The organism is Sporosarcina sp. P2 (assembly GCF_002743255.1).
Classification (GTDB): domain Bacteria; phylum Bacillota; class Bacilli; order Bacillales_A; family Planococcaceae; genus Sporosarcina.
In genome coordinates, this window is record NZ_PDYY01000005.1 from 24,306 (window position 1) to 48,784 (window position 24,479).

General features: G+C 42.2%; 23 protein-coding genes and 1 other annotated feature. All 23 genes read left to right on the forward strand.

The genetic code is table 11. The features are described 5' to 3' along the window. The first annotated feature begins 16 nt into the window (after positions 1 to 16). Complete coding sequence (gene ftsZ, locus CSV67_RS06820) at positions 17 to 1,186, forward strand: cell division protein FtsZ (RefSeq protein WP_099630852.1); 1,170 nt, start codon at positions 17 to 19, stop codon at positions 1,184 to 1,186. 179 nt (positions 1,187 to 1,365) lie between these two features. Beyond that, positions 1,366 to 2,214 (forward strand): sigma-E processing peptidase SpoIIGA, encoded by an 849-nt coding sequence (locus CSV67_RS06825; protein WP_099630853.1) that lies wholly within the window; start codon positions 1,366 to 1,368, stop codon positions 2,212 to 2,214. Continuing rightward, the gene (gene sigE, locus CSV67_RS06830; protein WP_099630854.1) at positions 2,208 to 2,918 is read left to right on the forward strand and encodes an RNA polymerase sporulation sigma factor SigE; all 711 of its coding nucleotides are present in this window, start codon (positions 2,208 to 2,210) and stop codon (positions 2,916 to 2,918) included. The genes CSV67_RS06825 and sigE overlap by 7 nt, the downstream gene beginning before the upstream one ends. Positions 2,919 to 3,022: 104 nt before the next feature. Then, on the forward strand, positions 3,023 to 3,808 hold the full coding sequence (sigG, locus tag CSV67_RS06835; protein ID WP_085133171.1) for an RNA polymerase sporulation sigma factor SigG: 786 nt from the start codon (positions 3,023 to 3,025) through the stop codon (positions 3,806 to 3,808). A 768-nt stretch (positions 3,809 to 4,576) separates the two neighbouring features. Next, positions 4,577 to 4,822 carry a PRC-barrel domain-containing protein gene (locus CSV67_RS06840; protein ID WP_099675178.1) on the forward strand — a complete coding sequence of 82 codons (246 nt, stop codon included), beginning with the start codon at positions 4,577 to 4,579 and terminating at the stop codon, positions 4,820 to 4,822. Positions 4,823 to 4,888: 66 nt separating this feature from the next. Further along, entirely contained in the window at positions 4,889 to 5,581 is a 693-nt protein-coding gene (locus tag CSV67_RS06845) for a YggS family pyridoxal phosphate-dependent enzyme (protein ID WP_233192574.1), read from the forward strand. Next, positions 5,578 to 6,075, forward strand: coding sequence for a cell division protein SepF (locus CSV67_RS06850; protein ID WP_143560692.1), 498 nt, complete (start codon positions 5,578 to 5,580; stop codon positions 6,073 to 6,075). Before CSV67_RS06845 ends, CSV67_RS06850 begins: the two co-directional genes overlap by 4 nt. A gap of 65 nt (positions 6,076 to 6,140) precedes the next feature. Further along, entirely contained in the window at positions 6,141 to 6,431 is a 291-nt protein-coding gene (locus tag CSV67_RS06855; RefSeq protein WP_099630857.1) for a YggT family protein, read from the forward strand. Between the two features lie 69 nt (positions 6,432 to 6,500). Further along, positions 6,501 to 7,277: a YlmH family RNA-binding protein gene (locus CSV67_RS06860; RefSeq protein ID WP_099630858.1), complete on the forward strand. Its 777-nt coding sequence runs from the start codon at positions 6,501 to 6,503 to the stop codon at positions 7,275 to 7,277. A 99-nt stretch (positions 7,278 to 7,376) separates the two neighbouring features. Beyond that, on the forward strand, positions 7,377 to 7,943 hold the full coding sequence (locus tag CSV67_RS06865) for a DivIVA domain-containing protein (protein WP_099630859.1): 567 nt from the start codon (positions 7,377 to 7,379) through the stop codon (positions 7,941 to 7,943). 42 nt (positions 7,944 to 7,985) lie between these two features. After that, positions 7,986 to 8,206 (forward strand) — a binding site (T-box leader). A gap of 104 nt (positions 8,207 to 8,310) precedes the next feature. Next, positions 8,311 to 11,070 carry an isoleucine--tRNA ligase gene (ileS, locus tag CSV67_RS06870; protein ID WP_099630860.1) on the forward strand — a complete coding sequence of 920 codons (2,760 nt, stop codon included), beginning with the start codon at positions 8,311 to 8,313 and terminating at the stop codon, positions 11,068 to 11,070. Between the two features lie 138 nt (positions 11,071 to 11,208). Next, positions 11,209 to 11,685, forward strand: a complete 477-nt coding sequence (gene lspA / locus CSV67_RS06875) for a signal peptidase II (protein WP_099630861.1) — start codon at positions 11,209 to 11,211, stop codon at positions 11,683 to 11,685. Continuing rightward, complete coding sequence (locus CSV67_RS06880; RefSeq protein ID WP_099630862.1) at positions 11,685 to 12,590, forward strand: RluA family pseudouridine synthase; 906 nt, start codon at positions 11,685 to 11,687, stop codon at positions 12,588 to 12,590. The genes lspA and CSV67_RS06880 overlap by 1 nt, the downstream gene beginning before the upstream one ends. A 227-nt stretch (positions 12,591 to 12,817) precedes the next feature. Next, positions 12,818 to 13,366: a bifunctional pyr operon transcriptional regulator/uracil phosphoribosyltransferase PyrR gene (gene pyrR / locus CSV67_RS06885; RefSeq protein ID WP_099631026.1), complete on the forward strand. Its 549-nt coding sequence runs from the start codon at positions 12,818 to 12,820 to the stop codon at positions 13,364 to 13,366. A 20-nt stretch (positions 13,367 to 13,386) separates the two neighbouring features. Beyond that, positions 13,387 to 14,673 carry a uracil-xanthine permease family protein gene (locus CSV67_RS06890; RefSeq protein ID WP_099630863.1) on the forward strand — a complete coding sequence of 429 codons (1,287 nt, stop codon included), beginning with the start codon at positions 13,387 to 13,389 and terminating at the stop codon, positions 14,671 to 14,673. A gap of 54 nt (positions 14,674 to 14,727) precedes the next feature. Beyond that, on the forward strand, positions 14,728 to 15,606 hold the full coding sequence (locus tag CSV67_RS06895) for an aspartate carbamoyltransferase catalytic subunit (RefSeq protein ID WP_099630864.1): 879 nt from the start codon (positions 14,728 to 14,730) through the stop codon (positions 15,604 to 15,606). A 1-nt stretch (position 15,607) separates the two neighbouring features. Next, positions 15,608 to 16,885, forward strand: coding sequence for a dihydroorotase (locus tag CSV67_RS06900; protein WP_099630865.1), 1,278 nt, complete (start codon positions 15,608 to 15,610; stop codon positions 16,883 to 16,885). Beyond that, positions 16,885 to 17,985 carry a carbamoyl phosphate synthase small subunit gene (locus CSV67_RS06905; protein ID WP_099630866.1) on the forward strand — a complete coding sequence of 367 codons (1,101 nt, stop codon included), beginning with the start codon at positions 16,885 to 16,887 and terminating at the stop codon, positions 17,983 to 17,985. The genes CSV67_RS06900 and CSV67_RS06905 overlap by 1 nt, the downstream gene beginning before the upstream one ends. After that, positions 17,978 to 21,175, forward strand: coding sequence for a carbamoyl-phosphate synthase large subunit (gene carB / locus CSV67_RS06910; protein WP_099630867.1), 3,198 nt, complete (start codon positions 17,978 to 17,980; stop codon positions 21,173 to 21,175). The genes CSV67_RS06905 and carB overlap by 8 nt, the downstream gene beginning before the upstream one ends. Then, entirely contained in the window at positions 21,172 to 21,951 is a 780-nt protein-coding gene (locus CSV67_RS06915) for a dihydroorotate dehydrogenase electron transfer subunit (protein ID WP_099630868.1), read from the forward strand. Before carB ends, CSV67_RS06915 begins: the two co-directional genes overlap by 4 nt. Continuing rightward, on the forward strand, positions 21,948 to 22,862 hold the full coding sequence (locus CSV67_RS06920) for a dihydroorotate dehydrogenase (protein WP_099630869.1): 915 nt from the start codon (positions 21,948 to 21,950) through the stop codon (positions 22,860 to 22,862). The genes CSV67_RS06915 and CSV67_RS06920 overlap by 4 nt, the downstream gene beginning before the upstream one ends. Next, positions 22,859 to 23,572 carry an orotidine-5'-phosphate decarboxylase gene (pyrF, locus tag CSV67_RS06925; RefSeq protein ID WP_099630870.1) on the forward strand — a complete coding sequence of 238 codons (714 nt, stop codon included), beginning with the start codon at positions 22,859 to 22,861 and terminating at the stop codon, positions 23,570 to 23,572. Before CSV67_RS06920 ends, pyrF begins: the two co-directional genes overlap by 4 nt. Then, positions 23,569 to 24,198 (forward strand): orotate phosphoribosyltransferase, encoded by a 630-nt coding sequence (gene pyrE, locus CSV67_RS06930; RefSeq protein ID WP_099630871.1) that lies wholly within the window; start codon positions 23,569 to 23,571, stop codon positions 24,196 to 24,198. The genes pyrF and pyrE overlap by 4 nt, the downstream gene beginning before the upstream one ends. The last annotated feature ends 281 nt before the right edge of the window (positions 24,199 to 24,479 follow it).

The window sequence follows — 24,479 nt, forward strand, 5'->3', positions numbered from 1 at the left end:
TAGAGGAGGAAAATCAATGCTTGAATTTGAGACGAACATAGATGCATTAGCGGTAATTAAAGTTATTGGAGTGGGCGGCGGCGGAAACAATGCGGTAAACCGTATGATTGAACATGGAGTGCAAGGCGTAGAGTTTATCGCGGTTAACACGGATGCTCAAGCATTGAAATTATCATCGGCTGAAATCAAACTACAAATCGGTGAAAAGCTGACTAGAGGACTAGGCGCTGGCGCTAACCCTGAAGTAGGTAAAAAAGCAGCTGAAGAAAGTAAAGAGCAGATCGAAGAAGCTTTACGTGGAGCAGATATGGTCTTCGTTACAGCTGGTATGGGAGGCGGAACGGGTACGGGTGCAGCACCAGTTATTGCTCAAATCGCCAAAGATATTGGTGCATTAACAGTAGGCGTGGTCACACGTCCGTTCACTTTTGAGGGGAGAAAGAGATCTACTTCGGCAGCTGGCGGTATTGCAAGCATGAAAGAAGCAATCGATACGCTAATTGTTATTCCGAATGACAAGTTGCTAGAGATTGTAGATAAAAACACTCCTATGCTTGAAGCGTTTAGAGAAGCTGACAATGTATTGCGCCAAGGTGTTCAAGGTATCTCGGATTTGATTGCAGTACCTGGATTGATCAACCTCGACTTTGCTGACGTGAAAACAATTATGTACAACAAAGGTTCTGCATTGATGGGTATTGGTATGTCTACCGGTGAAAATCGTGCAGCGGAAGCAGCGAAAAAAGCTATTTCTAGTCCATTGCTTGAAACATCAATCGATGGAGCCAAAGGTGTCCTAATGAATATTACAGGTGGCTCGAACTTGAGCTTGTTTGAAGTACAGGAAGCGGCCGATATTGTTGCCACTGCTTCAGACGAAAACGTTAACATGATCTTCGGTTCTGTCATCAACGACGATTTGAAGGATGAAATCATCGTAACAGTCATCGCGACAGGATTTAACGAAGAACAATTAGCTCCATCAAGACAACGTGGTGCTGGTGTAACGGGGGGCGTTCGTCCACAACGACCTGTACAACAGCAACCGCCAACACAAAGCAGGTATGAAGAGCAACCACGTTACGAACAACAAGCTGAGCCAAGACAGCCACAGGTTAATCAGCATCAGCACGAAGAACAACTGGACATCCCTACGTTCTTACGTAATCGTACGCGTCGTAAATAATAAATAGAACTAGCTTCCCGCAAGAGATGAAATTCTCATGCGGGAAGCTTTTTTGATTTCAACATCCCGTGATGACTCTACGCATTTAAAAATATGTCGAAGTTTTTATTGGAAACAAACCAAAGCCCGACAGGTTTTTCATTAAAGCCATGATAATCTGTTTGTAAGGAGGCCGGCATATGTATGGAGAACTGATGATAGGGATCAATATGCTCTTTAACTACGCCATCCTATCGTTCACTAATAAAGTGGGAAATCATCAAACGAGCAAAAGGAGGTTATGGAGTGCGGCATTTCTCGGTGCCTTCTTTATTACATTGTTCCCGTATTCTTTGCTAGCGATGATCTTCACTTTTTTAGGAATGACGTATATTGCATTTGGACAAACGTTTAGTAGTTGGAAAAGTTCGATCCTCGCTGTACTGATCGCAGCTTTCTTTGCAGGAGGAATGTTGACCTTGATCTATGCTCAGATAAGTGTCAGCGTAAATCAGAGCTTTTTATTCGTAGCGATTGGTCTAACATATCTATCGTTATACATCGTGAAGCATAAATGGATTGACACACGCATGATGAATAAGTTAATGAGTTTTACACTTGACTCAGAATTAAATTTATGGGAAAAATCTATTCCGCTTAAGGTATTCATCGATACGGGTAATCATTGCGTAGAACCATTGTCAGGAGATCCTGTACATTTTATCGGCTTTTCGGCAATCAAAGAACAGCTGCCAGTCGACTTCGCTTCAGCACTAGTGTCCTGGAACCCTGAAAAATCTCCAGACTTGGCCAGTTTCCCTGCTACTTATCAAAAGAGTCTTCGGTTAATACGATTGCAGACTGTTCAAGGTGCTTCGTGGGCTGTCGGAATCAAGTATGATAGCTGGTTGCTCGAAGGAGAGTTATTGCCTGTAGGATATATCGTCTTGACGAAAGAACAGCATCAATACCCTCAAGGTGCAGCGGCTATTTTGCAAATGAGTGCGATGGATGTACTAAAAGAAGAAGGGAGAACGGCTATATGTTGATAGAAGTAAAGAAATGGGTTTCTTATATTGCGGGATTCTTCAGACGAAAAGGCGGCATATTTTATATTGGTGGACATGAATCTCTTCCTAAGCCTCTCGATAAAGAGCAGGAAGCTAAAATGATTGCTGCATTAATGAATGGAGATGCTGCGGCACGGGATACATTGATTGAAAAGAATTTACGTCTCGTTGTCTATATCGCAAGGCGCTTCGATAATACGAACACGAATATTGAAGATCTTATTAGTATAGGAACTATCGGATTGATCAAAGCAATCGAAACATTTAAAGCGGATAAAAATATTAAGCTTGCGACATATGCTTCCCGTTGTATTGAAAATGAAATTTTAATGCATTTGCGTAAAACGAATCGAATTCGTTCAGAGATCTCATTTGATGAGCCGTTAAATTCGGATGCCGATGGCAATGAGTTACTTCTTTCAGATATCTTGGGGACGGATGAAGATATTATTATAGACGATGTTGAGAAAAAGCTGGAGCGGCAGTATATGATCGATGCGATTTCCATTTTAGATGAAAGAGAACGTTATATTATGGAGCAACGATTCGGACTGATGGGAACGAATGAAATGACACAAAAAGAAGTGGCGGATCTTCTCGGTATTTCACAGTCTTATATATCTAGATTGGAAAAGAAAATCATCTCTGAGCTTCGAGATCGACTAAATCAGCCAATTTCATAACTGGACTTTTCGGCAGAAATTGGCGATTCGTGAATTCGCATATTCTAAAGAGTTGAGGACACACTACTCTGTACACTCACCTATAGAATGCGGAGGAAGAGCCAATGGTACGTACAAGAGTAGAAATTTGTGGCATCAATACGTCCGAGCTGCCTTTATTAACTGCAGATGTGATGAAAGAGACATTCATCCGTTTGCAAAGCGGTGACGAATTTGCTAGAGATGAATTGGTATTTGCGAATTTACGTCTCGTACTTAGCCTTGTTCAACGCTTTAACTATCGTGGAGAGCAGGCTGATGATTTATTCCAAGTTGGTTGTATTGGGTTGTTGAAAGCCATAGACAATTTTGATTTAAAACATAATGTCCGGTTTTCCACCTACGCTGTGCCGATGATCATTGGAGAAATAAAGCGACATCTTCGTGATCATCATGCCGTTCGTGTATCCAGATCGTTACGTGATATCGCTTATAAAGCAATCAGGGCAAAAGAACAGTATGTCAACGAACATCAACACGAACCAAGAATTTCAGATCTCGAGAAAATCACCGGCATACCGGAAGAAGATATACTCTTCGCCTTAGATGCCATACAAGACCCCATGTCGTTGCATGAGCCAATGAACAGCGATGGCGGTGATCCAATTTATATGATGGATCAGCTACATGATCAAAGAGTATCAGAGGATCGCTGGATGAACTACGTATCCATTAAAGATAAAATGAGCGAGCTGGACGAACGTCAACAGCTAATCGTATCCAAACGATTTTACCTCGGTCAGACGCAAACTGAAATTGCCAAGGAGCTCGGGATATCGCAAGCGCAAATTTCGAGAATTGAGAAGCATGCGATGGAGCAGATTCGGCTTGGAATTGAGCAGAAGAAATAGTAATTGATATACAGAGACTGTCCTTTCCACATAAACGTGGGGAGGCAGTTTTTGTTTTTGTTGGCGAAGTGAGTGGGTGAGGGGAAGGCAACGTTACTCTGCGTTCCAGGCGGACGCGTTCCACTCCGATTCACTTTTTTTCTGGATATAGATGGGAGGAGATATAGTCAAACCCAAACCCAAACCCAAACCCAAACCCAAACCCAAACCCAAACCCAAACCCAAACCCAATACGCAAGCGCTCATAGATTCGTCTAAGTGATCATAGCAACTTCACGACCGCTCAATGATCTCAACAAGCGATCATATTCATTAGGTGAACGCTCTTAGAAGCAATTAAGTGATCATACCTGCGTTGTAAGCGCTCATTGAGCTTCAGGCCTTTACAGATTTTGAATTTAAATAAGTAATAAGGCGTCACTAAGTCACTTGCCAATTTCAATGACGTTTAAAACTAATCGCAGTCTCACGGTAGGATTGCAGTGGAAGAGGTGGCGACTCCTGGGGATCAGCACAATCTTGAGACCCTGGACTGAGCGAGAGCCGTTGCGAAGTACGGCTTTCGCGAGTAAAAGCGAAGCGTTAGGAGCACATCTTTGCACGTAGCGGTGGAAGCGGCTCAGATTGTGCCCCGGAAAGCGTCCACATCTGCGACGGAAATCCCAACCCACTAGCCTTATTTCTCTGTATATTTACTAATTGGTGAAGTGATTTTTTACGTTCTCATTAAAATGCCCTATGCATAGTATGAAAGAAGGAGGGGAAACTATGCGTTTTTCCAGCTTACAGAAAAAAGAAGTGATTGAACTGAAAAAAGGGTCTTTCCTCGGTTTTGTTCAAGATGCCACAATTGACATCGAAAAAGGAGAAATTGCGCAACTTCATATAGGAGAACTTGAACGCTCCTTTTTCTCAGACAGCAAGTCAAAAGGTGTTCAAAAAATCAATTACAATGACGTCATGACGATCGGTAAAGATATTATCTTGATTGAGAATAAAAGGCTCAATAAATGACTTATCGTTGATATATAGTGCCCAAATTGATACAATGAAATAAAGCTGATGAAAAGTAGTGATAATATGGGACAAATAGAACAACGACTAGAAACTATACAAAACCAGATAAACGAAGCATGTGAAACGTCAAATCGCAGCCCGGACGACATCACGTTAATAGCCGTCACGAAGCAAGTATCTTCCGCTAGAGCGCAATCGCTACTAGATATTGGGATTAAGAACTTAGGAGAAAATCGCCTCGAAGGATTACTTGATAAACAAGAAACGATTGAAGATCCAGTCAATTGGCACTTTATTGGTAACTTACAGACGCGCAAAGTAAAAGAATTAATCGACACGATTGACTGCCTTCATTCGCTTGACCGTATGAGCCTTGCGAAAGAAGTGAACAAGCGGGCAAGTAAGCCGCTAGATTGTTTTGTACAAGTCAATGTTTCAGGTGAAAAGTCTAAATCAGGTATTACACCGGGTGAAGTAGATCTATTCTTTGAACAATTGGCGGCTTATGAAAACATTCATGTAATTGGACTGATGACGATGGCACCAAACACGGATGATGAATCAGTAGTTCGCAACACATTTCGTTCTCTACGTGAACTACGAGATCGAATCGCAACAAAAGGATTACCCTATGCACCGTGTACAAAACTGTCCATGGGTATGTCCAATGACTTTACAATCGCAATAGAAGAAGGTGCAACTCATATACGCATCGGCACTGCATTGGCCGGATCAGAAAGCGAGGAAACTGAATGAGCCTTAAAAAACGATTGGAAAAAATGTTTTGGGTACAGGAAGAAGATTTAGTTCAACAACCGAAATCTCAAAGTAAACTTACAAAAGGTGAACAAGCAATGGCTCGCAAAGAGATGAAGAAGCTAGGAGGTAAGAAACGAGCTGTCAATGGTCGTCTTCAAGCCTCTCCGCAAAAACCTTCATCTACACAAGCCCCTGTGATTAGTCTACAAAGTCTTCAAAAATCGTCAAAAGTCATTCTACTGGAGCCGCGTTCTTATGCAGAAGTAGAGGACATTGCAGAACATCTGAAGAATCGCCGTTCTGTCGTCGTGAACTTACAGCAGATAGAGCGTGATCAAGGATTTCGTATCATTGATTTCTTAAGTGGTACAGTTTATGCCCTCGGTGGCGACATTCAACGAATTGGCGCAGATATATTCCTATGTGCACCTGACAACGTAGAAGTAGCTGGTAAAATTACGGAGTTTCTATCTGAACAACAAGAACGATAGGCTACGAAACTTAGAGCTTTCAGCCAATGAAAGTTGAACAATTTGAATGAGGTGTACATGTTATTATGATCGCATTATTAAACAACTCGTATTTATTTATTTCTGGGGCCTTGCAATTATATTCTATTCTGTTGGTCATTTATATTTTAATGTCATGGGTTCCTTCCACAAGAGAAACAAAATTTGGGCAGCTTATAGGAAAAGTAGCTGAACCCTATTTAGGCTTTTTCCGTAAGTTCATACCTCCATTTGGTATGATTGATTTTTCACCGATTGTCGCATTGCTGTCTTTACAATTAATCAGCAGAGGAATTGGACAGATTTATTTGATGATCTTCCAAGCATTAGTAAGTTAAGTATATCCTAAACTGAATTCGGAAATCCTCACAAGGTGAGGATTTTTTTATATAAGGAGAAGAAATAGAATGGATTCAATATTTCAACATTTTCGTAAAGAAGAACAACCATTTATTGAAAAAGTGAATAGTTGGGTGAAAGAAGTGGAAGATACGTATGCACCCAAGCTAACAGAGTTTATGGATCCACGTCAGCGGTTCATAACGGAATCCATGGTGAGGAATTCAGATCTCACTTTGACAGCAGGAGGTGGCTTTAACGAGGCTGAACGACAGCGTGTGCTAATCTATCCAGATTATTACACCCCAACTAAAGAGGATTTTCAAATCAGTGTATATAAAGTGAATTATCCACAAAAATTCGTCACAATGAAACATTCCGAGCTCCTTGGTTCCTTACTGTCTGTTGGAATTGAGCGTTCACGATTTGGTGATATTCGACTAACTGAAGAGACAGTGCAATTTGCGGTTGCTCAGGAGGTATCTGAATACATTCACGTCCATTTCACGCAAGTAGGTAAAGTGAAAATTTCAGTAGAGCCAGTTCCAAATACGGAAGATTTTATTAACGTAAGAGAAGAGTGGACGGAAGATCTGCATATCGTTAGTTCATTGCGTTTGGATACCATTGTAGCAACATTAACAAACAGTTCAAGAGCTAAAGCTTCGTCTCTTATTAAGGCGGAGAAAGTTAAAGTGAATTGGGCTATGATTGACCAACAAGCGTTTGAAGTGGAAGAATATGATGTCCTGTCAATTAGAGGGTATGGCCGCTTTAGAATCACGAGTATCGAAGGACGTACAAAGAAAGATAAAATTCGAGTGATGATCGGTGCACTAGTCTGAATTGAATCCTTGATAAATTAAGAAAAGTAGTGTTTAATCAAGTAGTAAACACAATCACACTGTAAACTATGTAAGCATACTGAAAGGAGAAAGCGTATTATGGCTTTAACCCCTACGGATATACATAACAAAACGTTTAATACGAAATTTCGTGGCTATGATGAAGATGAAGTGAATGCATTTTTAGAACAATTGATGAAGGATTATGAAAACGTCCTGAAGAAAAATGAAGAACTTGAAAAAACGGTTTCTGATAATGAAGTGAAGATTACTCACTTTAATTTAATAGAAGAAACGATGCAAAAATCCATTCTGATTGCACAAGAGGCTGCAGAAGATGTTCGGAAAAATGCTATTCAAGAATCAAAGTTAATCATTTCTGAAGCAGAAAAGAATGCGGACCGCCTTGTTAACGACGCACTTGCGCAGGCAAGAAAGATTGCACTTGAAGTTGAAGTGTTGAAGAAACAATCAAAAGTATTCAAAAGCCGTTTCAAGATGATGGTAGAAGCACAGCTAGATATGATCAATACTGAAGACTGGGATGACCTGTTGAAGTATGAATTGGATACATCCAGTGTCGAAAGTGTAGCTGAGCAAGAGTTGGATATTCCGAATATAGATAGTTTAGATGAAGAGCTAGTGAAGCAGACGAAAGAAGCTTGACAACTTTCGAACACATTTTTATAATGAAAAGTAAATTGAAACGAAGAAGCGTTGACGGAAAAAGTACTTTCTGATTTTGCCCATAGCGAGCCGGGGATGGTGTAAGCCCGGTGGTGAATCAAAAACGAAAATCACTCCTGAGCTAGAACCTTTATATAGATCTTGGTTCTCGGTCTCACACTGCCGTTACTAGTGTCTAAGCGGCAATTGCTTTATGCGATTGCAAGTAGGGTGGTACCGCGAGAATGAACCTCGTCCCTTTTTGGGATGGGGTTTTTCTGATTTCTTAAGCAGTTGAGCGCTTGAGCTAGCCGAATTCATTTCTATAGCAATAAAAGAATTACCCATATTTTAAGGAGGAATTATAATGGAATATAAAGATACATTGCTTATGCCGAAAACTGATTTCCCTATGCGTGGAAATTTGCCAAATAATGAGCCGAAAATACAGGAAGAGTGGAATGAGAAGAATATCTATCAGCAAGTTCAAGAACGTACCGCAGACCGTCCGTTCTTCATATTGCATGATGGACCGCCTTATGCGAACGGTGACTTACACATGGGTCACGCACTGAACAAAGTGTTAAAAGACTTTATCATTCGTTATAAATCGATGTCTGGATTCCACGCACCATATGTTCCAGGTTGGGATACACATGGTTTGCCGATTGAGCAAGCACTTGTAAATAAAAAGATTGATCGCAAAAAAATGAGTACTGCTGAATTCCGTAAAATGTGTGAAGAGTATGCCCTACAACAAATTGACAATCAGCGAACGCAGTTTAAGCGTTTAGGGGTTCGTGGAGATTGGGAGAATCCATACATCACACTGAAGCCTGAATTTGAATCACGTCAAATACAAGTGTTTGGTGAAATGGCTAAAAAAGGATACATCTATAAAGGACTAAAACCTGTCTACTGGTCTCCTTCAAGTGAAACTGCTTTGGCGGAAGCGGAAATTGAATATCAGGATAAAAAGTCTCCCTCCATATATGTCAGCTTCCCAATCTCGGATGGGAAAGGTGTACTGGAGCATGATGTGAAGTTCCTAATCTGGACAACAACACCTTGGACCATTCCTGCAAACTTAGGAATTTCCGTTCATCCTAAATTTACGTATGTTGTAGTAAACGTACAGAATGAGAAGTTTGTAATTGCAAAGGACTTAGTCGAGTATTTGGCGAAAGAGCTTGAATGGGAAGAGTACACGATCGAAAAAGAAATTCAAGGCGTAGAACTAGACCGAATTGTTGCAAGACATCCGTTTTATGATCGTGATTCATTAATCATGTTAGGTGAGCATGTTACGGCAGATGCAGGTACAGGCTGTGTCCATACAGCACCAGGTCATGGTGAAGATGACTTCTACGTGAGCAAGCAATATGGAATCGATGCATTATCTCCGGTTGATGACCGCGGTGTCATGACAGATGAAGCACCATTTTTCACAGGTATGTTCTATGAGGATGCGAATAAAGCGGTGACTGAAAAGCTGGAAGAAGTCGGAGCGCTTCAAAAATTGTCATTCTTCACTCACTCGTATCCGCATGATTGGCGTACGAAGAAGCCGGTTATCTACCGTGCGACTGCACAATGGTTCGCTTCTATTGAAACTTTCAGAAGTGATTTACTCGAAGCCATCCGAACTACTTCGTTCACGCCAGCTTGGGGAGAAACACGTTTATTCAATATGGTCCGTGACCGTGGCGACTGGTGTATTTCTCGTCAGCGCGTATGGGGTGTTCCGATTCCGGTATTCTATGCGGAAAATGGTGAGGTCATTCTTACAGATGAAACGGTCAGTCATGTAGCAGATTTATTCCGCGAGAATGGATCAAATGTCTGGTTCGAACGTTCTGCTAAAGAACTATTGCCAGAAGGCTATACACATGAAGGAAGCCCGAATGGCGAATTCACGAAAGAAACCGATATTATGGATGTCTGGTTCGACTCGGGTACTACACATCAAGGTGTACTGGAAGAACGTGACGATCTCCGTTACCCAGCAGATTTATATCTTGAAGGTTCCGATCAATATCGTGGTTGGTTCAACTCTTCATTGACAACGAGCGTAGCCATCAATGGTATTGCACCATATAAAGGCATCTTGAGCCATGGTTTCACATTGGACAAAAATGGTCGAAAGATGAGCAAGTCTCTAGGGAATGTCATCGTCCCTTCGAAAGTGATCAATCAGCTTGGTGCGGATATCGTACGTCTTTGGGTATCGTCTGTAGACTATACAGCTGATGTTCGTGTATCTGATTCGAACTTTAAGCAAGTTTCGGAAGTTTATCGTAAGATCCGTAATACAATTCGCTTCTTGCATGGTAACGTAGCCGACTTTAATCCGGCTACAAATCGTGTAGCATTTAATGATATGCGTGCAATTGATCAGTATGTCTACGTGAAGTTGCAGGATTTGATCGAGGAAGTTCTTACAGCGTACGATCAGTATGCTTTCCCTACGGTCTACCACGCAATCAATAATTTCTGTACAGGTGTACTAAGTTCACTTTACTTGGATATTGCGAAAGATGTGGTCTATATCGAAGCTGCGGATCATCCAGATCGTCGTGCAATGCAGTCAGTGATGTATGATACATTGATTACACTTGTCAAGCTCATCACACCAATCTTGCCACACACTGCAGATGAAATGTGGAAAAACATTCAGTACGTTGAAGAAGATAGTGTCCAATTGACGGATATGCCTGAAGCTGATCATAAAGGTGAAGTAGCGGACACGCTTCGTGAGCGCTTCGATAACTTGATGGAGATCCGTGATGATGTCTTGAAAGCTCTTGAGGAAGCGCGAAACGCGAAAGTAATTGGGAAATCATTGGAGGCAAAAGTGACTGTTGTGTTGCCTGAAATTCAACGCGGCATATTGCAAGCTGATGATATCGACTTTGCACAATTCTTCATCGTCTCGGACTTTGAAGAGAGTACAGATGCAGATTTACCGAATGCATTGAAACTAGATCATGCAACGGTCTTGGTAGAACCTGCTGAAGGTGAAAAATGTGAGCGTTGCTGGACAATCTCTAAAACGGTTGGAGAAGATGCAGAACATTCAACACTATGTACACGATGCGCGACTGTTGTGAAAGAAAATTATGCGTAAGTAATTTTGATGTCGCAGCCATCATCATTCATTCGTGGATGATGATGGCTTTTTTGAATCGTTGAACTAACAAACATAATGAAAGACGTGTTTTTGTGGTAAACTAAAGAAGAAATTAGCTGGACGGAGGGTAATGAAGTGATCGTTTATTATGCAATCGCAGCACTGGTCATTGGCTTGGATCAATTGACGAAATGGCTAGTCGTAAAAAATATGGAGTTAGGTGAATATATTTCTGTTCTAGATCCTTATATTGCGTTGCTCTCTCACCGTAACCGTGGTGCTGCATGGGGGATGCTTGAAGGGAAGATGTGGTTATTTTTTATAGTGACCATTGTAGTAGTAGTAGCTATTGTTTACTTCTTCCATACAGAAGGTAAAAAGGACCGACTACTAGGTATGAGTCTGATGCTATTGCTAGGCGGTGCGATTGGAAACTTTATCGATCGACTAGTAAGGGGAGAAGTAGTGGATTTCATCAGCGTATTGATTCCTGTAATACATTATGATTTTCCGATATTTAATGTGGCGGATGCCGCATTGACAATTGCTGTCATACTTATTTTGTTACACGTAATACTTGACGAAAAAAAGAAAAAGAAAAAGGTGTCCTAATGGAAAGAATTGAATATGAAATAACTGAAGAACTTACAGGCAATCGAATAGATAAAGCATTGGCTACCCTTCAACCGGACTGGTCCCGTACACAAATCCAGCAATGGGTGAAAGAAGAACATGTTAAGGTAAATGGCAGTGCAGTTAAGCCGAACTATAAAGTCAAGACAGCCGATAAGCTTACTGTCGAGCAGCCAGAAATCGAGGAGTATGATGTTGAAGCTGAAAATTTACAACTTGAAATCGTATACGAGGATCAAGATGTATTGGTTGTCAACAAACCTGTAGGAATGGTGGTTCATCCATCGGCGGGGCATGTAAGTGGTACTCTAGTTAATGGATTGATGTACCAGGTGACAGATTTATCAGGCATCAATGGTATCATGCGACCGGGTATCGTACACCGTATTGATAAAGATACTTCGGGGTTATTGATGGTAGCAAAAAATGATAAAGCGCATGTTTCATTAGTTAATCAGCTCGTCGCGAAATCGGTTAATCGGGTATATACTGCTTTAGTTCACGGACATATTCCGCATGATAACGGCACAATAGATGCACCAATCGGACGTGACAAGCGTGATCGTCAACGAATGGCGGTCGTGGATGACGGGAAAAATGCTGTTACACACTTTAAGGTTCTAGAACGTTTTGGCGCATATACATTGGTTGAATGTCGTCTGGAAACAGGTAGAACTCACCAGATTCGTGTGCATATGAAATACATTGGGTATCCCCTGGTAGGAGATCCTAAATACGGCCAAAGAAAAACAATCGATTTTGGCGGTCAAGTACTGCATGCGGGTACTGTTGGGTTTAATCACCCTACAACGGATGAATATATGGAGTTTACTGCACCATTGCCTGAAAATTTCCAACAGTTACTAAATGAATTACGTTCTTAATAGGCGTTGACAAACGTTTAGTAAGGGATGTATACTCTTAATAAGCAATTGAATAGCGATACCTTTAACGTCAGTCCTGTGAGGCTGGGAAGGTTGCACGGAATTACAAGATAACTTACTGCGGTAAGTATCGATGTATGCTTTTTTCTGCACGTCCGCCCTCCAGTCTACTCTGACTGGAGGGTTTTTTTATGGAAAAAGGTAAGAGAGAAAGGGGACTTATTGATATGACGGAAAAAGCAGAAATACTAGACGAACAAGCCATCACGCGGGCGGTCACACGTATTGCCCATGAAATTATCGAAAAAAATCGAGGCATTGATCACTGCATCCTAGTTGGCATTAAAACAAGAGGGGCCATCTTAGCTAAACGCTTAGCGGATAAGATTGAACTAATCGAAGGTAAACCTATCAAAACCGGTGAATTGGATATCACATTATACCGGGATGATCTTCAATTAAAGAATCAGCAAGGAGAAGCATTTGTACAACAAGTCGATATCGAACATAATGTAGCGGATCAAAAAGTCATCTTGGTAGACGATGTTCTGTATACAGGCAGAACGGTTCGTGCTGCACTAGATGCCATTATGGACTTGGGAAGACCTTCTTCCATACAGCTGGCTGTCTTAGTAGATCGAGGTCATCGAGAACTACCGATTCGTCCAGATTTTGTTGGTAAGAATATCCCGACTTCAAATGAAGAACGGGTAGTAGTCAGTATGATCGAAAAAGATGGAACGGATGGAGTCAAGATTCACACACGCACATTATAAAAAGCTGGGAGAAATGATAGATGAGTGTAAAAGTATTGGATGTACATGAAAAACCGCAACCTATTCGTTGGCTGGTACTGAGTTTGCAACATATGTTCGCTATGTTTGGCGCGACAATCTTGGTACCACAATTAGTAGGCTTAAGCCCTGCTATTGCGCTATTAACGAGTGGGATTGCAACCATTGTATTTATTATTGTGACGAAGTTTCAAGTTCCGGCCTATCTAGGCTCTTCATTCGCTTTTATTGTACCCATTCAGATGGCGACGCAATCTGGCGGTATCGGCAGTGCAATGATAGGTAGTATGTTCGTAGCATTGGTCTATGCGATTATATCGTTACTGATTTATAAAACAGGCTATAACTGGATCATGAAATTATTGCCACCCATCGTTGTGGGACCGGTCATAATGGTGATTGGATTGGCGCTCGCACCGACAGCCGTAAATATGGCCAGCACGATCAATGTTGACGGAGCGGATGTTTATAGCGGCTTACACTTTTCGGCGGCTCTAGTAACACTTGCTTCTGCAGTATTTTGCTTAATGTTCTTTAAAGGAATTATCAGCTTGATGCCAGTACTTATAGGAATCGTAGTGGGGTACATCTACTCTGCGTTCATCGGTATTCTAGATTTCAGCAAAGTTGTAGAAGCCAAGTGGTTTGCGGTACCGGAGATGCTGATTCCTGGTGTGGATTATGAATTTGTCGTAACACCGACACTTCTGATCATTATGGTGCCAATAGCGATTGTCACGATCTCTGAGCATATAGGACACCAGTTGGTACTAGGTAAAGTAGTAGATCGCAATTATATTGAAAGTCCTGGATTACACAGATCATTGCTTGGTGATGGACTGGGCACGCTTATGAGTGGACTAGTCGGAGGACCACCTAAAACTACGTATGGAGAAAATATCGGTGTACTTGCTATCACGCGGGTTTATAGTGTGTATGTGATCATGGGGGCTGCGGTATTTGCGATACTCTTCTCCTTCATAGGCAAAATTATGGCGTTGATCGCTACGATTCCTACAGCAGTACTTGGGGGGATATCCATTCTGTTGTTCGGTATCATCGCTTCATCAGGAATACGGATGCTTATCGACCACAAGATCGATTTTGATAATCAACGAAATCTAGTTATCGCGTCCATCATCCTAGTCATCGGAATCGGTGGAGCGACTGTCAATATAAGTGAAACATTCCAAATCGGCGGTATGGCACTGTCAGCAATTGTCGGCGTTCTGTTAAATCTCGTGTTGCCAGGTAAAACAGATGATACTTTGATGGATCGGGAAGAATAGAAAAAAAGCAGTTCGTGCATGAATTACTTGCATTTCGTGAAGGAGGAACATCTGATGGAACATTTAGTTTCAATGAAAGACCTGACAGTTGAAGAGATCATGCTCATACTCGATAGGGCAGCGATTTTTAAGCGGCTGGGCTTCAGGGAATTGCCTGGAACATATACCGTCTGCAACTTGTTTTTTGAACCTAGTACGAGAACAAAAACGAGTTTTGAAATGGCAGAACGTAAAGTAGGCGCGCAAATCATTCCTTTTGAGACGAGTTTCTCGAGTACTTTAAAAGGAGAATCTTTGTATGATACGATTAGGACGTTGGAAGCAATTGGGTTGGATGCTCTAGTCATTCGTCATCCAGCCGATGGTTTCTATGAAGAATTGATAAAACGTACGAATGTTGCCATCATTAATGCAGGAGACGGATCAGGTCAGCATCCGACACAATCTTTGCTCGACATCTTCACGATTCAAGAAGAATTCGGACATTTTGCAGGACTGAAAGTATTGATTGCGGGGGATATCGCCCACAGTCGTGTAGCTCGCTCAAATGCGGAAGCTTTGCGGAAGCTCGGAGCTGAAGTCACGTTCCTCTGCCCACCGGAATGGGCAGGAGAATTCGACAGTGTTGACAACTGGGATGAAGTGATTGAAACGAGTGATGTCGTTATGCTGCTTCGCGTACAACATGAGCGTCACAATACAGAGATGGCTTATACGAAAGCTGCTTATCATGAGCAATATGGTCTCACTATAGAACGGGCTGCAAGAATGAAAAAAGGTGCAATCATCATGCATCCTGCTCCAGTGAATCGTGATGTAGAAATAGCGGATAGTTTAATAGAGAGTCCGCAATCACGAATTTTTAAACAGGTAGAAAACGGCGTCTATATTCGGGCAGCTGTTCTAGAACTTATTTTGAAGGGGCGGAAGTAATATGAACACGTTAATTCAACAAGTGCAAATGGTAAACGAGGAAGGCCAGATCGTCGAAACGGACATTAAAATTGCAGACGGAAAGATTTTGGAAATTGGTAATCAACTAGGTACAGCCGGATGTGAAGTAATTGAAGGAAAAGGGTTACTTGTATCACCAGGGTTCATCGATGTACACGTTCATTTGCGCGAGCCGGGTGGAGAACATAAAGAAACAATTGAAACAGGTACCCATTCAGCTGCAAAAGGCGGATATACAACCATTTGTCCAATGCCGAATACACGTCCAGTACCAGACACAAAAGAAAATCTTGAAAAAATCAACACATTAATTAAAGATCATGCTAAGATTCGTGTGCTCCCTTATGCGTCCATCACCATCAGAGAAGCGGGAAAAGAACGTACCAATCTGTCTGAATTAAAAGAACACGGCGCATTTGCGTTCACGGACGATGGCGTAGGTGTACAAGAAGCCGGCATGATGTATGAAGCAATGCAAGAAGCAGCGAAGATCGATATGGCTATTGTGGCACACTGCGAAGACAACACACTAATCTATGGTGGGGCAATGCATGAAGGGAAACGTAATAAAGAACTTGGACTACCAGGAATTCCTTCTATTGCAGAATCCGTACATATTGCACGAGATATTTTACTAGCAGAAGCGGCAGGCGCACATTACCACGTTTGTCATGTTAGCACGAAAGAATCAGTTCGCGTAATCCGTGACGCAAAAAAAGCTGGTATTCATGTGACAGCAGAAGTCAGCCCCCACCATTTGTTATTAACAGAAGATGATGTACCCGGAGACGATGCGGACTGGAAGATGAATCCGCCACTACGCGCCATCGAAGACCGCGATGCATTACGTGAAGGCTTGATGGATGGGACATTGGACTGTATCGCAACCGATCACGCACCGCATACAGCAGATGAAAAAGCAGTAGGTATTGCAAAAGCACCATTCGGCATCACAGGATTAGAAACAGCATTTCCCTTACTATATACAAACTTCGTAAAGCCAGGATATTGGACACTCAAACAACTTCTTGACTGGATGACAGTAAAACCTGCCGAAGTGTTCAACTTGCCATACGGTAAGCTTGAAGTAGGAGCTGAAGCAGATCTCGTATTACTGGATCTAGAAAAGCAACAAAAAATCGATCGTACGACATTTGTTTCAAAAGGTAAGAACACACCATTTGACGGAGTAGAATGCGCTGGATGGCCTGTAATGACAATTTTCGGTGGGAACATCGTATGGAAGGATGGTCAATGATGACAAAAAGATACTTAGTATTGGAAGACGGTTCCATTTTTGAAGGAAAAGCATTCGGAGCAGAAAGTGCTTCGATAGGGGAAACGGTATTTGCAACAGGTATGACAGGCTATCAGGAGACAATTTCAAGTCCTTCAGGTTGTGGACAAATTATCGTAATGACGTATCCATTGATCGGTAACTACGGAATTAACCGAGACGATTATGAATCTATCGACTTAGCAATCAACGGCTTAGTCGTTAGAGAGCTAACAGAAGAGCCTTCAAATTTCCGGAGCGGCATGTCACTAGGAGACTTGTTAATATTAAAAGGAATCCCAGGTATCCAGGAGATTGATACTCGTAAACTAACGCGTCTATTACGTGAAAAAGGTGCGCTACGCGGTAAATTAACAGCTGCAGGAGAAGAGATCGATACCGATTCAACTGTTGCAGAACTTCAACAATACGAACTGCCAAAAGATTTGGTTGCGAAAGTATCTACAAAACGTCCATATCCATCCCCAGGCTTAGGTAAGCGTGTCGTCGTTATTGACTATGGCATTAAACATGGCATTTTACGCGAATTAAATAAAAAAGATTGCGATGTCATCGTTGTACCTTATGATATATCGGCAAAAGAAATATTAGCATTGTTCCCAGATGGTATTTTATTATCAAATGGACCAGGAAACCCTGAGGATGTAGAAGGGGCAGTCGAAACTATCAAAGAATTACTAGGCAAGAAGCCTATCTTCGGTATCGGACTTGGTCATCAATTATTCGCACTAGCATGCGGTGCGAAAACGGCGAAGATGAAGAACAGTCATATTGGCGGCAACTATCCAGTAAAAGACTTGATTACGAATCGTACCGATCTCACATCACAAAGTCATGGATATGAAGTACTTGAAGACTCTTTAGCAGGAACGGGTCTCGAAGTGACACATATTGCATTGAATGATAAGTGTATTGAAGGGCTTCGAAGTGAGAAGCTAGAAGCATTTACTGTTCAGTTCCACCCGGAAGCTTCACCAGGGCCACAAGATTCTAGCTATATATTCGAACGTTTTATTCAATTGATGACTGCAAGCAACCGAAAGGAGAATACTAATGCCTAAACGTACTGACATAAAATCTATCCTCGTGATTGGTTCAGGTCCGATTGTAATTGGACAAGCAGCAGAATTTGACTATGCAGGTACACAAGCCTGTTTATCTCTTAAAGAAGAAGGATACCGAGTTATTCTTATCAACTCTAACCCTGCAACCATTATGACTGACACAGAAATGGCAGATAAAGTATATATCGAGCCCATCACACTTGAATTCGTTAGCCGCATCATCCGTAAAGAACGCCCGGATGCACTACTTGCGACGTTAGGCGGACAAACTGGTTTAAACATGGCTATTGAATTACATGAATCAGGGATCCTAGACGAATTAGGAATTGAGATTTTGGGTACTAAGCTGGATGCGATTCATAAAGCGGAAGACCGTGATTTGTTCCGTACATTAATGAATGAAATGGGTGAACCTGTTCCAGACAGTGAAATCATTCATAATATTGATGAAGCCTATGCATTCGTCAATGAAATTGGTTATCCAGTTATCGTTCGTCCTGCATTCACGCTAGGTGGTACAGGTGGAGGAATTTGTCACAATGATGAAGATTTAGAAGAAATCGTAGCAAGTGGTTTGAAATATAGCCCAGTTACACAGTGTCTTCTAGAGAAATCCATCGCAGGCTTCAAGGAAATCGAATATGAGGTAATGCGTGACTCAGCAGATAATGCAATTGTCGTTTGTAATATGGAGAACGTCGATGCTGTCGGTATTCATACAGGAGATTCTATTGTAACGGCGCCATGCCAAACGTTGACGGACCGTGAAAACCAGATGCTTCGTAACGTATCGTTAAACATCATTCGTGAGTTAAAAATCGAAGGTGGCTGTAACGTACAGCTAGCACTTGATCCACATAGCTTTGATTATTACATTATTGAAGTGAACCCGCGTGTTAGTCGTTCATCTGCATTAGCTTCCAAAGCAACGGGTTATCCAATTGCAAAACTAGCGGCGAAAATTGCTGTCGGATTGACGTTGGATGAAATGATGAATCCGGTAACAGGTAATACGTATGCTTGCTTTGAGCCGACACTGGACTATGTAGTCACTAAAATTCCACGTTGGCCTTTCGATAAGTTTGAATCAGCGAAGCGTAACTTGGGTACACAGATGAAAGCGACAGGGGAAGTAATGGCGATGGGCCGTACATTTGAAGAGTCCATCATGAAAGCTGTTCGGTCATTGGAAACAGGTCAATTCGATTTGTCACTTCCAGGTGGAAATGAAATGTCTGATGAATGGATCGAACAACGAATTCGCAAGGCAGGCGACGAGCGTCTATTCTTCATTGGAGAAGCATTACGTCGCGGTGTAACAATTGAAACATTACATGAATGGAGCGCAATCGATTTATTCTTCTTGCGTAAATTCGAAAATATCGTTCGTTATGAAGAGATATTGAAAGAGAATCCATACGATACAGCCATTGGTTATAAAGCAAAACGTCTTGGCTTCCCAGATGTGACGATTGCGAAGTTATGGAAGACTACAGAACGTGATGTATACGACTGGAGACAACAACAAGGATTAGTTCCTGTCTATAAGAAAGTGGATACATGCGCTGGGGAATATGAATCAGATACACCGTACTTCTATGGTACGTACGAAGACGAAAATGAATCTGTAAAAACGGATAAGAAGAGCGTGATTGTTTTAGGTTCAGGTCCAATCCGAATTGGGCAAGGTGTAGAGTTCGACTATGCGACAGTGCATTGTGTATGGGCTATACAACAATCAGGTTATGAAGCGATCATTGTCAATAACAATCCTGAAACAGTTTCGACGGACTTCTCGATCTCTGATAAGTTGTACTTCGAACCGTTAACAATTGAAGACGTCATGCATATCGTAGATCTTGAGCAACCTGAAGGCGTCATCGTACAGTTCGGTGGCCAGACAGCGATCAACTTGGCTGATGAATTGGAAGCACGCGGAGTAAAAATTCTTGGTACATCACTTGAAGATATTGACCGTGCGGAAAATCGTGATAAATTTGAGAGTGCTTTGCATGAAATTGGTGTGCCACAACCACTTGGAAAGACCGCTTTATCAGTTCCAGAAGCAGTCGTTATTGCAAAAGAAATTGGCTATCCAGTCTTAGTCCGCCCGTCATATGTACTAGGTGGCCGTGCAATGGAAATCGTCTACTATGAAGAGGAATTACTTCAATACATGGAGAACGCGGTAAAAGCTAGTCCTGAACATCCGGTATTGATCGACCGTTACTTAACAGGAACGGAAATTGAAGTCGATGCAATTTGCGACGGTGAAACAGTTTTGATACCTGGCATCATGGAGCATATCGAACGTGCAGGCGTTCACTCAGGTGACTCAATTGCAGTCTATCCTCCGCAAAACCTTTCACAGTCCATGATCGAAACGATTGCTGACTATACGAAACGTTTGGCTCTTGGGCTTAAAATTCGTGGTTTAATGAATATCCAGTTCGTTATTTCGGAAGGACAGGTGTATGTAATCGAAGTGAACCCGCGTTCTAGCCGTACAGTACCATTCTTAAGTAAAATAACGAATATCCCGATGGCAAATGTCGCAACTCAAGCTATCTTGGGGAAATCCATCTTAGAACAAGGCTATACCGACGGACTTGCAGAAGCACCAGCAGGCGTCTATGTCAAAGTACCGGTCTTCTCTTTCGCAAAACTTCGTCGTGTAGACATTACACTCGGGCCTGAAATGAAATCAACAGGTGAAGTAATGGGTAAAGATATAACATTGGAGAAAGCATTGTACAAAGGCTTAGTAGCGGCAGGAATGGAAGTAAAAGAATACGGTACCGTGTTAATGACAGTTTCCGATAAAGATAAAGAAGAAATTGTAGATATTGCAAAACGTTTCATTGAAACTGGCTATCGTATTGTGGCAACAGAAGGTACTGCTAAAGTACTCGAAGCAGAAAATATCGAAGTGAAAACAGTAGGTAAAATTGGCACAGAAGGTCCGACGTTGATCGATGTGATCCAAAAAGGACAAGCACAATTGGTCATCAACACATTGACTAAAGGAAAACAACCCGCACGAGATGGCTTTAGAATTCGCCGCGAAACAGTGGAGAATGGTGTTCCTTGTTTAACTTCGATTGATACAGCTGCCGCGATGTTATCCGTAATCGAGTCCATGACATTCCAGACGGATGCAATGCCACAGCCGCAGGTGGTTCAATGATCATCCAAGATTTAATGACTGTCGGATCACAGAGGGAAATTGCGAAAAACATTTTTGAGATGAAATTAACAGGCAAGCTGGTCGGAGAAATTACTTCTCCGGGCCAGTTTGTCCATATCCGAGTGTCGGATTCATTTGAACCATTATTGCGACGTCCAATTTCAGTTGCTGAAATTAATCCCGAGAAAAATGAAATGACCATCATTTATCGCGCAGAGGGTCGAGGTACATCGTTCTTATCTGAAAAACGTAAGGGAGATACAGTTAATGTACTAGGACCTCTAGGAAATGGCTTCCCAGTTGAAGAAACAACGGCTGGTCAAACAGCTGTATTGATTGGTGGCGGGATCGGCGTGCCCCCACTCTATGAATTGTCAAAACAGCTAACAACAAAAGGCGTGAAATGCATTCACATACTGGGTTTCGAATCGGATCAAGTAGTTTTCTATGAAGAAGAATTTGCTGCTTTAGGCGAAACATATATAGCAACAGTGGATGGCAGTAACGGTACACAAGGCTTTGTTACAAACGTCATGAGTGAATTATCTCATGACTTCGAAACGTTTTATAGTTGTGGACCTATGCCGATGCTTGATGCCGTACAAAAAGCGTATGTGCATAAAAAAGGATTCTTATCTTTTGAACAACGTATGGGTTGCGGTATCGGTGCTTGTTTTGCTTGCGTCTGTCATACGAATGAAAATGCGACAGATCAGGCATATGTCAAAGTATGTTCAGATGGACCAGTATTTCCAGCAGGGGTGGTGCAGATATGAATAGATTAGCGGTTACATTGCCAGGACTCGAATTGAAAAATCCCATTATGCCTGCATCTGGCTGTTTCGGTTTTGGTAAGGAGTACGGTAATCTGTACGATTTGTCCCAGCTCGGAGCTATCATGATTAAAGCGACAACGGAAGAAATGCGTTATGGTAACCCTACACCACGTGTAGCTGAAACTGCTTCAGGGATGTTAAATGCTATCGGTCTTCAAAACCCTGGGCTTCAAGGCGTGTTGACTAATGAATTACCATGGTTAGAGAAATTCGATGTTCCAATTATAGCGAACGTTGCGGGATCTGAAACTGCAGATTACGTTGAAGTGGCGAAACAAATTTCAAAAGCATCAAACGTGCATGCGCTCGAATTGAATATCTCTTGTCCAAACGTCAAATGTGGCGGGATCCTGTTTGGAACGGATCCTGAAATAGCAAAAGAACTGACAGCGGCTGTAAAAGCTGTTTCATCTGTTCCTGTGTATGTGAAACTATCACCGAATGTCACGGATATTAAAGCGATGGCATTGGCGGTAGAAGCAGGCGGAGCAGATGGAATTACGATGATTAATACATTGGTTGGCATGCGTCTAGATGAAAAAACAGGTAAGCCGGTGATTGCGAACAAAACAGGCGGCTTATCTGGACCTGCAATTAAGCCAGTTGCGATTCGCATGGTCTATGAAGTAAGCCAAGTGGTTAATATTCCAATCATTGGAATGGGTGGCGTAACATGTGTACAAGATGTTGTGGACTTTATGTCTGCCGGCGCAAGTGCAGTAGCAGTAGGTACAGCGAACTTCGTTGACCCATTTATTTGTCCAACAATAATCGAGCAACTACCTGCTAAATTGGATGAACTAGGAATCGATCATATTTCTGAATTAGTTGGAAGGAGCCATCGTGTATGAACCACTCCCCAATTATCGCATTAGATTTTGATTCAGCTGAAAAGACATTCGATTTCTTACAAGCCTTTGATCACTCAGTCAATGTCAAAGTAGGAATGGAATTGTACTATAAAGAAGGCCCCGCTATGATTGCACGATTGAAAGAAGAGGGATATTCCATCTTTTTAGATTTGAAATTGCATGATATCCCGAATACGGTAAAATCGGCAATGAAAGTATTGGCTTCACTTGAAGTAGATATGGTCAACGTACATGCGGCTGGCGGGAAGACAATGATGGAAGCGGCACTTGAAGGACTTGACGCTGGAACTGCTGTGGGAGTTCAGCGTCCTGCATTAATTGCTGTGACTCAACTGACGTCAACAGATGAACGACAAGTAAACGAAGAACAATTAATTCGTGTACCGCTTCGTGAATCTGTGGAGCATTACGCAAAATTGGCTTCATCCGCACAGTTGGACGGCGTGGTTTGTTCAGTACAGGAAGCGAAAATTATTGAAGAAGTATGCGGCAAGGATTTCTTCAAAGTGACACCTGGCATTCGCATGGCACAAGGTGATGTCCACGACCAGAAGCGCGTGGCCACCCCAGCAAAAGCAAGACAGGAAGGCTCTACACATATCGTAGTGGGCCGTGCCATTACAGGAGCTGATAATCCGCTTGAAGCATATGAACATGTAAAGACATTGTGGGAGGGAATGACATCATGACGAGAGAAAAAGAAGTTGCACAAATCCTTTTAAATGTAGGAGCAGTAGCAATTAATCCAGAAGAGCCGTTCATTTGGGCCTCTGGGATCGAGTCACCTATCTACTGTGATAACCGCTTGACAATGGCAGATCCGGTAGGGCGTAAAGAAATTGCTGAAGGGCTTGCGGCATTGATCCGCGTTCATTATCCTGAAACTACTGTAATTGCAGGAACGGCGACGGCAGGCATCCCCCACGCAGCGTGGGTTGCAGATATTTTGAAATTGCCTATGGTTTATATCCGATCTACAGCTAAAGCACATGGCAAGAGCCGTCAAATCGAGGGGAAAATTGAGGCGAATGCGAAGGCTGTTATTATTGAAGATTTAATCTCGACTGGTGGAAGTAGCTTAAATGCAGCGAATGCATTGATTGCAGAGGACGTGGAAGTATGTGGGATTGTCTCAATCTTTACATATGAGTTGCAAAAGGCTGACGAGAAGTTTGCGGAGGCGAATCTTTCTTATCATAGCTTGACAAACTTTGCGGCACTTGCTGAAGTAGCGAAGGAAGAAGGCGCGGTTAAGGAAGAGTCTATGAATGAATTGATGGAATGGCATACGAAGTTGAAGCTTGGCACGCTGTAAGTAAATAAATAAAAACGGTTCCCGTAATGGGAGCCGTTTTGCTTTCTAGAAGAAAGAGTGGTGAGTGGTTGGGCAACGTTGATCGACGTTCCAGGCGGATGCTTTCCTGCGGGCATCAGTCCAGGGTCTCAAGGCTCATGCTCATAACGCTTCGCTTATAATCGCAGAAGTAATTGCTATTCCCGCGGGAAGAGCCGTCACGTAGAACGACTTTTGCGAGTAAAAGCGTAGTGTTAGGAGCACATCTTTGCACTCGCCGCCTTCCACTTTCGATCAACTGG

What these genes read in the sequence shown, in the direction of transcription:
- ftsZ (WP_099630852.1), top strand. Translation starts at nt 17, where the DNA reads ATGCTTGAATTTGAGACGAACATAGATGCATTAGCGGTAATTAAAGTT.
- CSV67_RS06825 (WP_099630853.1), top strand. Translation starts at nt 1,366, where the DNA reads ATGTATGGAGAACTGATGATAGGGATCAATATGCTCTTTAACTACGCC.
- sigE (WP_099630854.1), top strand. Translation starts at nt 2,208, where the DNA reads ATGTTGATAGAAGTAAAGAAATGGGTTTCTTATATTGCGGGATTCTTC.
- sigG (WP_085133171.1), top strand. Translation starts at nt 3,023, where the DNA reads ATGGTACGTACAAGAGTAGAAATTTGTGGCATCAATACGTCCGAGCTG.
- CSV67_RS06840 (WP_099675178.1), top strand. Translation starts at nt 4,577, where the DNA reads ATGCGTTTTTCCAGCTTACAGAAAAAAGAAGTGATTGAACTGAAAAAA.
- CSV67_RS06845 (WP_233192574.1), top strand. Translation starts at nt 4,889, where the DNA reads ATGGGACAAATAGAACAACGACTAGAAACTATACAAAACCAGATAAAC.
- CSV67_RS06850 (WP_143560692.1), top strand. Translation starts at nt 5,578, where the DNA reads ATGAGCCTTAAAAAACGATTGGAAAAAATGTTTTGGGTACAGGAAGAA.
- CSV67_RS06855 (WP_099630857.1), top strand. Translation starts at nt 6,141, where the DNA reads ATGATCGCATTATTAAACAACTCGTATTTATTTATTTCTGGGGCCTTG.
- CSV67_RS06860 (WP_099630858.1), top strand. Translation starts at nt 6,501, where the DNA reads ATGGATTCAATATTTCAACATTTTCGTAAAGAAGAACAACCATTTATT.
- CSV67_RS06865 (WP_099630859.1), top strand. Translation starts at nt 7,377, where the DNA reads ATGGCTTTAACCCCTACGGATATACATAACAAAACGTTTAATACGAAA.
- ileS (WP_099630860.1), top strand. Translation starts at nt 8,311, where the DNA reads ATGGAATATAAAGATACATTGCTTATGCCGAAAACTGATTTCCCTATG.
- CSV67_RS06880 (WP_099630862.1), top strand. Translation starts at nt 11,685, where the DNA reads ATGGAAAGAATTGAATATGAAATAACTGAAGAACTTACAGGCAATCGA.
- pyrR (WP_099631026.1), top strand. Translation starts at nt 12,818, where the DNA reads ATGACGGAAAAAGCAGAAATACTAGACGAACAAGCCATCACGCGGGCG.
- CSV67_RS06890 (WP_099630863.1), top strand. Translation starts at nt 13,387, where the DNA reads ATGAGTGTAAAAGTATTGGATGTACATGAAAAACCGCAACCTATTCGT.
- CSV67_RS06895 (WP_099630864.1), top strand. Translation starts at nt 14,728, where the DNA reads ATGGAACATTTAGTTTCAATGAAAGACCTGACAGTTGAAGAGATCATG.
- CSV67_RS06900 (WP_099630865.1), top strand. Translation starts at nt 15,608, where the DNA reads ATGAACACGTTAATTCAACAAGTGCAAATGGTAAACGAGGAAGGCCAG.
- CSV67_RS06905 (WP_099630866.1), top strand. Translation starts at nt 16,885, where the DNA reads ATGACAAAAAGATACTTAGTATTGGAAGACGGTTCCATTTTTGAAGGA.
- carB (WP_099630867.1), top strand. Translation starts at nt 17,978, where the DNA reads ATGCCTAAACGTACTGACATAAAATCTATCCTCGTGATTGGTTCAGGT.
- CSV67_RS06915 (WP_099630868.1), top strand. Translation starts at nt 21,172, where the DNA reads ATGATCATCCAAGATTTAATGACTGTCGGATCACAGAGGGAAATTGCG.
- CSV67_RS06920 (WP_099630869.1), top strand. Translation starts at nt 21,948, where the DNA reads ATGAATAGATTAGCGGTTACATTGCCAGGACTCGAATTGAAAAATCCC.
- pyrF (WP_099630870.1), top strand. Translation starts at nt 22,859, where the DNA reads ATGAACCACTCCCCAATTATCGCATTAGATTTTGATTCAGCTGAAAAG.
- pyrE (WP_099630871.1), top strand. Translation starts at nt 23,569, where the DNA reads ATGACGAGAGAAAAAGAAGTTGCACAAATCCTTTTAAATGTAGGAGCA.